The 13,044-nt window shown below is 66.9% G+C and carries 11 protein-coding genes; all 11 read left to right on the plus strand.

The features are described from left to right. Nucleotides 1–272: glutamate ligase domain-containing protein (locus P3W85_RS43475; RefSeq protein ID WP_430869722.1), on the plus strand; the 272-nt coding region annotated here is incomplete at its 5' end. After that, a complete protein-coding gene (locus P3W85_RS43480; protein WP_276269373.1) occupies nt 269–1,687 on the plus strand; it encodes a UDP-N-acetylmuramoyl-tripeptide--D-alanyl-D-alanine ligase in 1,419 nt (472 codons plus the stop codon). The genes P3W85_RS43475 and P3W85_RS43480, both read left to right, overlap by 4 nt. Before the next feature lie 75 nt (nt 1,688–1,762). Beyond that, a complete protein-coding gene (gene mraY / locus P3W85_RS43485; protein WP_017227540.1) occupies nt 1,763–2,932 on the plus strand; it encodes a phospho-N-acetylmuramoyl-pentapeptide-transferase in 1,170 nt (389 codons plus the stop codon). 69 nt (nt 2,933–3,001) lie between these two features. After that, entirely contained in the window at nt 3,002–4,528 is a 1,527-nt protein-coding gene (gene murD / locus P3W85_RS43490) for a UDP-N-acetylmuramoyl-L-alanine--D-glutamate ligase (RefSeq protein ID WP_276269374.1), read from the plus strand. Beyond that, complete coding sequence (gene ftsW / locus P3W85_RS43495; RefSeq protein ID WP_017227541.1) at nt 4,525–5,766, plus strand: putative lipid II flippase FtsW; 1,242 nt, start codon at nt 4,525–4,527, stop codon at nt 5,764–5,766. The genes murD and ftsW overlap by 4 nt, the downstream gene beginning before the upstream one ends. Beyond that, on the plus strand, nt 5,763–6,833 hold the full coding sequence (gene murG / locus P3W85_RS43500; protein ID WP_276269375.1) for an undecaprenyldiphospho-muramoylpentapeptide beta-N-acetylglucosaminyltransferase: 1,071 nt from the start codon (nt 5,763–5,765) through the stop codon (nt 6,831–6,833). The genes ftsW and murG overlap by 4 nt, the downstream gene beginning before the upstream one ends. A 12-nt stretch (nt 6,834–6,845) precedes the next feature. Next, entirely contained in the window at nt 6,846–8,285 is a 1,440-nt protein-coding gene (gene murC / locus P3W85_RS43505; protein WP_276269376.1) for a UDP-N-acetylmuramate--L-alanine ligase, read from the plus strand. Further along, nucleotides 8,282–9,265, plus strand: a complete 984-nt coding sequence (locus P3W85_RS43510) for a D-alanine--D-alanine ligase (RefSeq protein WP_276269377.1) — start codon at nt 8,282–8,284, stop codon at nt 9,263–9,265. The genes murC and P3W85_RS43510 overlap by 4 nt, the downstream gene beginning before the upstream one ends. 69 nt (nt 9,266–9,334) lie before the next feature. Next, a complete protein-coding gene (locus P3W85_RS43515) occupies nt 9,335–10,216 on the plus strand; it encodes a cell division protein FtsQ/DivIB (protein WP_017227545.1) in 882 nt (293 codons plus the stop codon). After that, nucleotides 10,213–11,445 (plus strand): cell division protein FtsA, encoded by a 1,233-nt coding sequence (ftsA, locus tag P3W85_RS43520; RefSeq protein ID WP_017227546.1) that lies wholly within the window; start codon nt 10,213–10,215, stop codon nt 11,443–11,445. The genes P3W85_RS43515 and ftsA overlap by 4 nt, the downstream gene beginning before the upstream one ends. Nucleotides 11,446–11,609: 164 nt before the next feature. Beyond that, nucleotides 11,610–12,809, plus strand: a complete 1,200-nt coding sequence (gene ftsZ / locus P3W85_RS43525; protein ID WP_017227547.1) for a cell division protein FtsZ — start codon at nt 11,610–11,612, stop codon at nt 12,807–12,809. Nucleotides 12,810–13,044: the final 235 nt, after the last annotated feature.

A 13,044-nucleotide genomic window follows, 5' to 3' on the forward strand; every position in this document is an offset into this window, starting at 1 on the left:
TGGTCCTGACCAGCGACAATCCGCGTAGCGAAGACCCGCAGGAAATCCTGAACGCCATCGCCGACGGCATGGACGAGCGCGCCCGCGCGCACCTGATCGAAGACCGTGCCGCCGCCATCCTGTATGCCATCAAGCATGCCGCCGCGGCCGACGTGGTGCTGGTGGCCGGCAAGGGGCACGAAGCCACCCAGGAGGTGAACGGGCGCAAGCGGCCGTTCTCCGACCGTGAGCATGTCCGGCTGACGCTGGGCACGCGAGGGGTGTCGGCATGACTCAATTCACCATGACTGATCTGCAGCAAGCCGCCGGCTGGATCGCCGGCGCGCGTATTTCCGGGCCGGACGGCGCCGCCAGCCGTGTGTTCTCGCGCGTGCTGACCGACAGCCGCGCCGTACAGCCGGGCGACCTCTTCGTCGCGCTCAAGGGCGAGCGCTTCGATGCGCATGACTTCCTGGCCGATGTGGCGGCGCGCGGCGCCGCCGCGGTTGTCGTTGCGCGCGAGCCCGACGCCGCGCTGGGCATTCCCGCCATCGTGGTGCCGGATACCCGCCTGGCCCTGGGTCAGCTGGCCGCTGGCTGGCGCCGCCGCTTCAGCCTGCCCGCGGTGGCGGTGACCGGCAGCAACGGCAAGACCACGGTCAAGGAAATGATCGCGGCGATCTTTGCCGCGGCGGTGGGGGAGGGCGCACGGCTCGCCACCGGCGGTAACCTGAACAACGATATCGGCCTGCCGCTGACAGTGCTGCGCCTCAACGCCGCGCACCGGCTCGCTGTGCTCGAGCTGGGCATGAACCACCCGGGCGAAACCGTCTATCTGGCCGGCATCGCCCAGCCCACCGTGGCCGTGGTGACCAACGCTCAGCGCGAACACCAGGAGTTCATGGTGAGCGTGGAGGCGGTTGCCCATGAGCACGCGGCAGCCATCGCGGCATTGCCGACCGATGGCGTGGCGGTGTTCCCGCTCGACGCCGAAGGCGGCGGCGCGCATGCCGGCATCTGGCGCCAGGCCGCCGGCGCGCGGCGCGCGCTGTCGTTCGGCCTGGATGCGCTCGCCGATGTCGGTGCCGCTGTGCGCCTGGAAGACGGCGTGCAGGTCATGCAGGTGCGCGCGCCTGGCGAAGCCTTCGAAGTGCGCCTGTCGGTGCTTGGCACCCACAACGTGCGCAATGCCCTGGCGGCGATCGCCTGCGCGCTGGCCGCAGGCGTTGGCCGCGCGGCCATCCAGTCCGGCCTGGCCGGGTTCGCCGCGGTCAAGGGGCGGCTGCAGGTCAAGCATGCGCCCGGCGGCACGCTGGTGATCGACGACAGCTATAACGCCAATCCGGATTCGGTGCGCGCGGCGATCGACGTGCTGGCCGGCTTTGCCTCGCCGCGCCTGCTGGTGCTGGGCGATATGGGCGAAGTGGGCGACCAGGGACCGGCGTTCCACACGGAGATCGGCGCTTACGCGCGCGCGCGCGGCATCGAGGCACTGTGGGCGACCGGCGCGGCCGTGCAGTACGCGGTGCAGGCATTCGGCACGCAGGGCGGCCGGCATTTCGCCGCGGCGGAAGACCTGGCCCGGGCGCTGATACAGGATGAAGGCGGTGCCGTGGCCAGGGCGAGCGCGGTGCTGGTGAAGGGATCGCGATTCATGCGCATGGAACGGATGGTGGATGCGCTGGTCGCAATCACTCCCGCGCAGTAATCGTTATCAACAGTTAATCAAGCAATCGGATAGCCCGGCCCCCCGGGTGGTTGTTGAAAGGAATACGGAAACACGATGTTATTGGCTCTGGCCCAGTGGCTGCAAAACGACTACAGCTTCCTGCGGGTCTTCAACTACCTGACCTTCCGCGCGGTGATGGCCAACCTCACCGCGCTGTTGATCGGCCTCGGCCTGGGGCCCTGGGTGATCCGCAAGCTGACCGAACTGAAGATCGGCCAGGCGGTGCGCACCATCGGCCCGCAGTCCCATCTGGTCAAGGCCGGCACGCCCACCATGGGTGGCGTGCTGGTGCTGGTGTCGATTGCCATCTCCACCTTGCTGTGGTGCGACTGGGGCAACCGTTTCATCTGGGTTGTCATGCTGGTGACCCTGGGCTACGGCGCAATTGGCTGGGTGGACGACTACCGCAAGGTGGTCTATCGCGATCCGCGCGGCATGTCGAGCCGCGAAAAGTTTTTCTGGCAGACCCTGATCGGCCTGGTGGCCGCGGTCTACCTGGCTTTTTCGGTCTCGGAAAGCAGCAATGTGCGGGTGTGGGACCTGTTCCTGGGCTGGGTCGAAGGCGGCCTGTCGCTCGACATGCCCTACAAGTCCAACCTGATCGTGCCTTTCTTCAAGGAAGTGAGCTATCCGCTGGGCGTAGCCGGCTTCATCGTGCTGACCTACCTGGTGATCGTGGGCTCGAGCAATGCGGTGAACCTGACCGACGGCCTGGACGGGCTGGTGATCATGCCGGTGGTGCTGGTCGGTAGCGGGCTGGGCGTATTCGCCTATGTGATGGGGAGTTCGGTCTACAGCAAGTACCTGCTGTTCCCGCATATCCCCGGGGCGGGCGAGTTGCTGATTTTCTGTTCCGCGCTGGCGGGGGCGGGCCTGGCCTTCCTCTGGTTCAACGCCCACCCGGCCCAGGTTTTCATGGGCGACGTTGGCGCACTGGCGCTGGGCGGCGCGCTGGGCACGGTGGCGGTGATCGTGCGCCAGGAAATCGTGCTGTTCGTGATGGGCGGCATCTTTGTGGTGGAAACCCTGTCGGTGATGCTGCAGGTAGGCTGGTTCAAGATCACCAAGCGGCGTTATGGCGAGGGGCGGCGATTGTTCAAGATGGCGCCGCTGCATCACCACTTTGAATTGTCGGGCTGGAAGGAAACGCAGGTGACGGTGCGCTTCTGGATCATCACCATGCTGCTGGTGCTGATCGGGCTGTCGTCGCTCAAGCTGCGCTGAAGCCGCGCGGAAGTTGCGTAGAACCGGCGCGTACGCATTAACCCAGGAATAGATAAGGCGGGAATCGAAGTGTTTGGCGAGTTGCAAAAACCTCATGTGCTGGTGCTGGGCCTCGGCGAATCGGGGCTGGCGATGGCGCGCTGGTGCGGCCAGTATGGCGCGCCCGTGCGCGTTGCCGACACGCGCGAGGCACCTGCCAACCTGGTCTTCCTGCAGGCCGAGCTGCCCTCGGCCGAGTTTGTGGGCGGCGCCTTCTCCGAAGCGCTGCTGGACGGCATCGGGCTGGTGACCATCAGCCCCGGCCTGTCGCCGGCGCAAAGCGCTACCGCCGCGCTGCTGGCGGCGGCGCGCGAGCGCGGGATTCCCGTGTGGGGCGAGATCGAGCTGTTTGCGCGGGCGCTGGCACACTTGCAGGCCGAATCGGGCTATGCCCCCCGGCTGCTGGCCATTACCGGCACCAATGGCAAGACCACCACCACCGCGCTGACCGGGCGCCTGGTGGAGCGTGCCGGCAAGAGCGTGGCGGTGGCGGGCAATATCAGCCCGTCGGCGCTGGACAAGCTGGCCGCCTGCATCGCCTCGGCCACCTTGCCCGAGGTCTGGGTGCTGGAGTTGTCCAGCTTCCAGCTCGAGACCACGTACACGCTGGCGCCGCATGCCGCCACGGTGCTCAATATCACCCAGGATCACCTGGACTGGCATGGCAGCATGGAAGCCTATGCCGCCGCCAAGGCCCGCATCTTCGGCCCGGCGCCGGCACCGGGCGAGCCTGCCTGCGTGCAGATCCTGAACCGTAACGACCGGCTGAGCCTCGAGATGGCGCGCGCGGATGCCGCGCCGGTGACGTTCGGCACCGACCTGCCCGAGGTGCCGGGCAGCTTTGGCGTGCTGCGCGAGGGCGGCATGCCCTGGCTGGTGGTGGCGGAGCCCGACAGCGAAGCCGAAAGCGAGAACAAGCCGCGCCGCCGCAAGGCCGCGGCCGCCGAGAGCGCGCAAGCCGTGCCGGTGCGCCACAAGCGCCTGATGCCGGCCGATGCCCTGCAGATCCGTGGCATGCACAATGCCACCAACGCCATGGCCGCGCTGGCGTTGTGCCGTGCCATCGACCTGCCGCTGAACGCCCTGCTGCATGGCCTGCGCGAGTACCGCGGCGAGCCGCACCGGGTGGAGTGGGTCGCCACGGTGGACGATGTCGAATTCTTCGACGACAGCAAGGGCACCAATGTGGGCGCCACGGTGGCTGCGCTGTCGGGCCTGGACAAGCGCGTGGTGCTGATCGCCGGCGGCGAAGGCAAGGGGCAGGATTTCTCCCCCCTGGCCGCTCCGGTGACGCAGTACGCGCGCGCCGTGGTGCTGATCGGCAAGGATGCCGGCGAGCTGCGCCGCGCGCTGGAAGGCACCGGCGTCACGCTGGCCGACGCCGCCACGCTGGAGCAGGCCGTCACGCTCGCCGCCAGCGCCGCCCAGGGCGGCGATGCGGTGCTGCTGTCGCCCGCCTGCGCCAGCCTCGACATGTTCCGCAACTATGTGCACCGCGCCGAAGTGTTCCGCGCTGCGGTGGAAGAGCTGGCGATGTCCAGGGGGATCCTGCCATGAGCGACGCACAGGTCAAGCGCAGCGGCTTCATCGGGGCCACCATCGGCAACGCGTGGGGCGGATTGCGCGATGCGGTGTCGGGCGTCAAGCCGACCCGCTCGCGCATGATGGAATACGACCAGCCACTGCTGTGGGTGTCGATCGTATTGCTCGCGCTCGGCCTGGTGATGGTCTACTCGGCCTCGATCGCGCTGCCGGACTCGCCGCGCTACGCCAACTACCGCGAGAGCCACTTTCTCGCGCGCCATGCGTTTGCGCTGTTCGTCGGGCTGTCCATGGGACTGCTGGCCTTCCAGATCCCGGTCAAGTTCTGGGACAAATACGCGCCCAAGCTGTTCGTGATCGCGCTGCTGTTGCTGATCGTGGTGCTGGTGCCCCATGTCGGCAAGGGCGTCAACGGCGCGCGGCGCTGGATCCCGCTCGGCGTCATGAACTTCCAGCCGTCGGAGCTGATGAAGCTGGCGGTGGTGCTGTACGCCGCCAACTACACCGTGCGCAAGCAGGAGTGGATGCAGAACGTGGGCAAGGGCTTCCTGCCGATGGGCGTGGCGGTGGTGGTGGTGGGCATGCTGCTGCTGCTGGAGCCCGATATGGGCGCCTTCCTGGTGGTGGCCACGGTGGCGATGGGCATCCTGTTCCTGGGCGGTATCAACGGCAAGCTGTTCGCCGGCCTGGTCGGCGTGGCGGTAGGCGCGTTCGCGCTGCTGATCACGGCGTCGCCATGGCGGCGCGAGCGGATCTTTGCTTATCTCAATCCCTGGGAAGAAGCCAATGCGCTTGGCAAGGCCTACCAGCTTACCCATTCGCTGATCGCCTTCGGCCGCGGCGAATGGGCTGGCGTGGGGCTAGGCGGCAGCATTGAAAAGCTGCACTACCTGCCCGAGGCCCATACCGACTTCATCCTCGCCGTGATCGGCGAGGAATTCGGTTTTGTCGGCGTGCTGGCGGTGATCGTACTGTTCTACTGGATCGTGCGGCGCTCCTTCGGCATCGGCCGCACCGCGCTGCAGCTCGACCGTACCTTTGCCGGCCTGGTGGCCAAGGGCATCGGCGTGTGGATCGGCTGGCAGACCTTTATCAACATGGGCGTGAACCTGGGCCTGCTCCCCACCAAGGGGCTGACCCTGCCGCTGGTGAGCTACGGCGGTTCGGGCATCCTGATGAATTGCGTGGCGCTGGCGATCCTGCTGCGGATCGATTACGAAAACCGGGTGCTGATGCGCGGAGGGAAGGTATGACCGCACAGCGCACGCTGCTCGTCATGGCCGGCGGCACCGGGGGGCACGTCTTCCCCGGGCTGGCGGTCGCGCGCGTCTTGCGCGAGCAGGGCTGGCGGGTGGTGTGGCTGGGCAACCGCAGCGGCATGGAAGCCACCCTGGTGCCCAAGTATGACATCCCGATGGAGTTCATCCAGTTCGGCGGGCTGCGCGGCAAGGGGCCGCTGACCAAGCTGCTGCTGCCGCTGAACCTGCTGCGCGCCTTCTGGCAAAGCCTGCAGGCGCTGCGCCGGGTGCGGCCCAATGTGGTGCTGGGCATGGGTGGCTATATCACCTTTCCCGCCGGCATGATGGCCTCGCTGCTGGGCCGGCCGCTGGTGCTGCATGAGCAGAACTCGATCGCAGGGCTGGCCAACAAGGTGCTGGCCAGGGTGGCGGACCGGGTGCTGTGCGCCTTTCCCAATGCCCTGCCCGACAGCGAGTGGACCGGCAACCCGGTGCGGGACGAAGTGGCGCACATGCAAGCGCCCGAGCTGCGCTACGACAGCCGCAGCGGCCCGTTGCGGCTGCTGGTCGTCGGCGGCAGCCTGGGCGCCGCGGCGCTCAACGAGGTGGTGCCCAAGGCGCTGGCGCTGCTGCCGCAAGCGCAGCGTCCGCTGGTGAAGCACCAGGCCGGCGCCAAGCAGATCGACACGCTGCGGGCCAATTACCAGGCCGCCGGCGTGGCGGCGGAAGCATTGCCCTTTATCGACGACATGGCCACGGCCTACGCCGAGGCGGATCTGGTGATCTGCCGCGCGGGCGCGATGACCGTGTCGGAAGTGGCGGCGGCAGGCGTGGCGGCACTGTTCGTGCCCTTCCCGCATGCGGTCGACGACCACCAGACCACCAACGCGGAATTCCTGTCGAACCAGGATGCCGCCTTGCTGGTCCAGCAGAACGAACTGACCGCGAGCGGGCTGGCGCAGACGCTGGCCTCGCTGTCGCGGCCCCGACTCAAAGCGATGGCGCATCAGGCGCGCGGTCTCGCCAAGCCGGAAGCCACCCGGCGCGTGGCGGAGATCTGCAGCCAGATGGCCAGGGACTGATACAACGGATTCATGAAGCACATCGTCAAAAACATCCACTTCGTAGGCATCGGCGGCGCCGGCATGAGCGGCATCGCCGAGGTGCTGCTGAACCTGGGCTACAAGGTCTCGGGGTCCGACGTGGGCAGCAATGCCGCCACGCGGCGCCTGGCGTCGCTGGGCGCGACCGTGATGCACGGCCACGACGCCGCCAACATCAACGGCGCCAATGCCGTGGTGGTATCCACCGCGGTTGCCGGCGACAACCCCGAAGTGCTGGCCGCGCGCGCCAAGCGCATCCCGGTGGTGCCGCGCGCGGTGATGCTGGCCGAACTGATGCGCCTGAAGCAGGGCGTGGCTATCGCCGGCACCCACGGCAAGACCACCACCACCAGCCTGGTGGCATCGGTGCTGGCCGAAGGCGGGCTCGATCCCACCTTCGTGATCGGCGGCCGCCTGAATTCGGCGGGCGCCAACGCGCGCCTGGGCACGGGCGACTTCATCGTGGCCGAGGCCGACGAGTCGGATGCCTCGTTCCTGAACCTGTTCCCGGTGATCGAGGTCATTACCAACATCGATGCCGACCATATGGACACCTACGGGCACGATTTCGCCCGGCTCAAGCAGGCGTTCGTGGAATTCACCCAGCGCCTGCCGTTCTACGGCATTGCGGTGCTGTGCGTGGACGATCCCAACGTGCGCGAGATCATGCCCTTCGTCTCCAAGCCGATCGTGCGCTACGGCTTTGCCGAGGATGCCCAGATTCGCGCGGTCAATGCGCGTGCCGTCGACGGCCAGATGCACTTCACCGTGCTGCGCCAGCTCAACGGCCATGCCGAGGCGCCGCTGGACGTGGTGCTGAACCTGCCCGGCATGCACAACATCCAGAATGCGCTGGCGGCCATTGCCATTGCCACCGAGCTGGAAGTGTCCGATGCCGCCATCGTCAAGGCGCTGCGCGAGTTCCACGGGGTGGGGCGCCGCTTCCAGCGCTACGGCGAGGTGGCTTGCGCCAGTACCGGCGCGCAGGGCGAAACCCACGGCGAAGGCACCTTCACGCTGGTCGACGACTACGGCCATCACCCGGTCGAGATGGCCGCGACGCTGGCCGCGGCACGCGGTGCATTCCCGGGGCGCCGGCTGGTGCTGGCGTTCCAGCCGCATCGCTTCACCCGCACGCGCGATTGTTTCGAGGATTTCATCAAGGTGCTGGGCACCGTGGATGCGCTGCTGCTGGCCGAGGTCTATGCTGCCGGCGAAGCCCCGATCGTGGCCGCCGACGGCCGCGCGCTGACGCGCGCGCTGCGCGTGGCCGGCAAGGTTGAACCCGTTTTTGTGGAGCAGATCGACGAAATGCCGCAGGCTATCCTGAACGCCGTCCGGCCCGGCGACGTGGTGGTGACGATGGGCGCAGGCACCATCGGCACCGTGCCCGGGCAACTGGTTTCGCAGCAGGCTGGGGGGCAGGCATGAGCTTCGTCGCCCATCCCAATATCGATCCGAAGTCGCTGGGCAAGGTTGGCGTGCTGCTCGGCGGCCGCTCGGCCGAACGTGAGATCTCGCTGTTGTCGGGCAATGGCGTGCTGGCCGCGCTGCGCTCGCGCGGCGTCGATGCCCATGCCTTCGATCCCGGCCTGCAGCCGGTGGCCGATCTGGCCGCGGCAGGCTTCGACCGCGTGTTTATCGCCTTGCACGGCCGTTATGGCGAGGACGGCACCATCCAGGGCCTGCTGGAGCAATTGGGCGTGCCCTATACCGGGAGCGGGGTGCTGGCCTCGGCGCTGGCCATGGACAAGCAGGCCACCAAGCGCCTGTGGATGACCCATGGGCTGCCCACGCCGCGCTTTGCCATGCTGTACGCCGATACCGATTTCGATGCCGTGGCGGCCGACCTGGGCCTGCCGCTGATCGTCAAGCCGGCGCGCGAGGGTTCGTCGATCGGACTGACCAAAGTGGCCGAGGCCGGCCAGATGCGCGCGGCCTTCGAGAAAGCCGCGGCGCTGGACAACGACGTGATCGCCGAAACCTTCGTCGACGGCGCCGAGCTGACCTGCCCCATCGTGGGGGAGGGCGCCACCGCCGAGGCACTGCCGGTGATCCGCATCGTCGCGCCCGGCGCCAACTACGACTATCAGAACAAGTACTTCACGGACGATACCCAATACCTGTGCCCGTCGGGCCTGCCGGACGACGTGGAAGCCGAAGTCCGGCGCCTGGCCGTGCAGTCCTTCCGCGTGCTGGGTTGCCGCGGCTGGGCGCGCGCCGACGTGATGCTGCGCGCCGACGGCAAGCCTTTCCTGCTCGAGATGAATACCTCGCCCGGCATGACCGGCCATTCGCTGGTGCCGATGGCGGCGCGTGCGGTGGGCATCAGCTACGAGGATTTCGTCATGCAGGTGGTTGCGGCGGCCACGCTGGACCTGCATCCCAGCGCGGCCTGGAAACCAGACTGAGCGCTGACGGCGCAAAGATCGAGCAAGACACTGAACCCAGACTGACCGGAACCGGAATAAAGCAACGCCATGTGGCACAACACTCGCCTGCTCAACCTGATCGCTTCCACGCTCTATGCGCTGGTGGCGCTGATGGCGTTCGGGGCCGGCTTGCTATGGCTGGCACAGCGGCCGGTGTTCGCCATCACCCATGTCGAGGTGGCGCCGATGGAGAGCGGCGGCTCTCTGCGCCACGTCAACGGGCCGAGCGTGCGTGCCAATGCGCTGGGCAAGCTGTCGGGCAACTTCTTCACGCTCGACCTCAACGAGGCGCGGCAGATCTTCGAGTCGGTGCCCTGGGTACGGCGCGCCAGCGTACGGCGCGAATGGCCCAACGGCCTGGCGGTCGAGGTCGAGGAGCACGAAGCGCTCGGTACGTGGGGAAATGCCGACAGTGGCCGCCTGATCAACACTTATGGCGAAGTTTTCGTCGCTAACCCTGCCGAAGCCGAGGAAGATGCCCAGTTGCTCGCCCTCGATGGCCCGCCGGACAGCGAGGGCGATGTGGTGGACAAGCTCGAAACCATGCGCGACTGGTTCAAGCCCCTCAAGGTGGAGCCGCTGGCGCTCACGCTGTCGGCGCGCTATGCCTGGCGTGCCCGCCTGTCCAACGGCATGGTGATCGAGCTAGGGCGCGAGCAGAACGACGAAGAGCGCGACGCCATGGCCCAGCGCGTCAAGCGCTTCGTGGTGGCCTGGCCCCAGGTCACCGAGCAATGGGGCAAGCAGATCGAGTACGCGGACCTGCGCTATCCGAACGGGTTCGCCATTCGTGCGGCCAACGTGCGGTTCCTGACCGATGCCCAGGCAGCGGCGGCGGCCAAGGCGAAGGCCGCCGGCACAAATACCAGCACTAATCCGAACAACAATCCGACGCGACTCAAGAGCAAGAACGCGGAGAAAAACCGATGAGCAAGGAATACAAGGACCTACTGGTCGGCCTCGATATCGGCACTTCCAAGGTGGCCGCGGTAGTGGCGGAGTTGCGCCCCGACGGCAGCTACGAAGTGATCGGGATGGGCCAGTCAGAGTCCAAGGGTCTGAAGAAGGGGGTCGTGGTCAATATCGAGGCCACGGTGCAGTCCATCCAGCGTGCGCTGGAGGAGGCCGAACTGATGGCCGACTGCAAGATATCCGAGGTCTTCACCGGCATTGCCGGCAGCCATATCCGCAGCTTCAACTCCAGCGGCATGGTGGCGATCAAGGACAAGGAGGTCACCCAGACCGACGTGGCCCGCGTGATCGAGACCGCCAAGGCAGTCAACATCCCGACCGATCAGCAGATCCTGCATATCCTGACGCAGGAATTCATCATCGACGGCCAGGAAGACGTGCGCGAGCCGATCGGCATGAGCGGCATCCGGCTGGAAGTGAAGGTGCATATCGTCACCGGCGCGGTCAGTGCGGCGCAGAACATCGTCAAGTGCGTGCGCCGCTGCGGCCTGGAAGTGCACGACCTGATCCTGCAGCCGCTGGCGTCCAGCCTGGCGGTGCTGACCGAGGATGAGAAGGAGCTCGGCGTGGTGCTGGTCGACATCGGCGGCGGCACCACCGATATCGCCATCTTCAGCGAAGGCGCGATCCGGCATACGGCCGTGATCCCCATCGCCGGCGACCAGATCACCAACGACATCGCCATGGCGCTGCGCACGCCGACGCCCGATGCCGAGGACATCAAGATCCAGTACGGCATCGCCAAACAGGCCATCGCCGATCCGGAAGACATGATCGAGGTCCCTGGCGTCGGCGACCGCGGCACGCGCACGCTGTCGCGCCAGGCGCTGGCGGCCGTGATCGAGCCGCGTATCGAGGAACTGTACTCGCTGGTGCACCAGGTGGTGCGCGAATCGGGCTATGAAGAATTGCTGTCGTCGGGTGTGGTGATCACCGGCGGCACGGCGATGATGCCGGGCATGGTGGAACTGGGCGAGGATATCTTCCTCAAACCGGTTCGTGTCGGTGTGCCGGAATATCGTGGAAATTTGCACGAAGTTGTTAAGAGTCCGCGCTATTCGACCGTAATGGGACTACTGCTCGAAGGCCGCGTGCAACGCATGCGCGGCCGCAAGGTGGCAGTACAGAGCGGCTCGGTCAAGCAGGTGTGGACCCGCATGAAGGAATGGTTCGTCGGCAACTTCTGAGCTTGCCGGCGGCCTGGGTGTGTTGAGTGAAGGGCCGGCCTGTCCACCAGATCGTGTGCAGGCCGTTGAACAGGCAGTTTCATTGGATGGTTTCTTGTTCAGTAACCAAGGGTTGCGGCGGGGAGGCTGCAGCGTTTGGCGGCTGATACTTCTTGGAGGCAGTGATGGACTTTGACATGATTGAAACGGAAATGCAGGACGGCACCATCATCAAGGTGGTGGGCGTGGGCGGCGCGGGCGGCAACGCCGTGCAGCACATGATCAGCCGTGGCGTGCAAGGCGTCGAATTTATCTGCATGAACACCGACGCCCAGGCGCTCAAGCGCTCCAGCGCTTCGCGCGTGCTGCAACTGGGCAACACCGGCCTGGGCGCTGGCGCCAAGCCGGAGGTCGGCCGCAACTGCGCGGATCAGGCGCGCGAGCAGATCGCCGACTCGCTGCGTGGCGCGCACATGGTCTTCATCACTGCCGGCATGGGCGGCGGCACCGGCACCGGCGCTGCTCCGGTCGTGGCCCAGGTTGCCAAGGAAATGGGCATCCTGACGGTGGGCGTGGTCAGCAAGCCGTTCGAGTTCGAAGGCGCGCGCCGTGCCAAGGTGGCGGAAGCCGGTTCCGGCGAACTGGAAGCCTGCGTCGATTCGCTGATCGTTGTCCTCAACGAGAAGCTGTTCGAAGTGATGGGCGACGACGCCGAGATGGACAAGTGCTTCCAGTGCGCCGACGACGTGCTGCACAACGCGGTGGCCGGCATCGCCGAGATCATCAATGTCGATGGCCTGGTGAACGTCGACTTCGAAGACGTGAAGACGGTCATGGGCGAGCAGGGCAAGGCCATGATGGGCACGGCGACCGTGTCGGGCGTGGACCGCGCCCGCCTGGCTGCCGAGCAGGCCGTTGCCAGTCCGCTGCTGGAAGGCGTGGACCTGTCCGGCGCGCGCGGCGTGCTGGTCAACATCACGGCCAGCCGCTCGCTCAAGCTGTCGGAAACCAAGGAAGTCATGAACACCATCCGCAGCTATGCCGCGGAAGATGCCACCGTGATCTTCGGTACGGTCTACGACGACTCCATGGGCGATGCGCTGCGCGTGACGGTGGTGGCGACCGGCCTGGGCCGTTCGGCGAAGAAGCAGCAGCCGATGACCCTGCTCAAGACCGGTACCGACAATATGCCGGTGCAGATGATGGGCAATATGACCAACAACGTCGGCGTCAGCCACAGCAACGCGCCCGACTACAGCAACCTGGACACGCCGGCGGTATGGCGCAGTTCGCGCGAGTCTGCATCCGCCCACGTGGCGGCACTGCAGGAAAAGGGCGTGGATACGTACGACATCCCGGCCTTCCTGCGCAAGCAGGCGGACTGAGTTGGCCCGGCAAGGTGCCGGCACTGCGCCGGCTGCCGGCCAGCCCGCGACCCCGAACCAGCGAAACACGCTAGCGCTCCCTATCCGCTCGTGTTGCGCCCGGTGGTGGTGGACTGACCGGCATCCAGCCATGCCGCACCCGCGCTGACGCCCTCAGCTCGCATCCCGTCGCCGGGACAGGCGTGCCTCCGGCCGCCTCCCCGGACTGGTCTCCCGCCCCTCCCGGCCGGGATGT

Source organism: Cupriavidus basilensis (assembly GCF_029335485.1).
Taxonomy (GTDB): Bacteria; Pseudomonadota; Gammaproteobacteria; order Burkholderiales; family Burkholderiaceae; genus Cupriavidus; species Cupriavidus basilensis_E.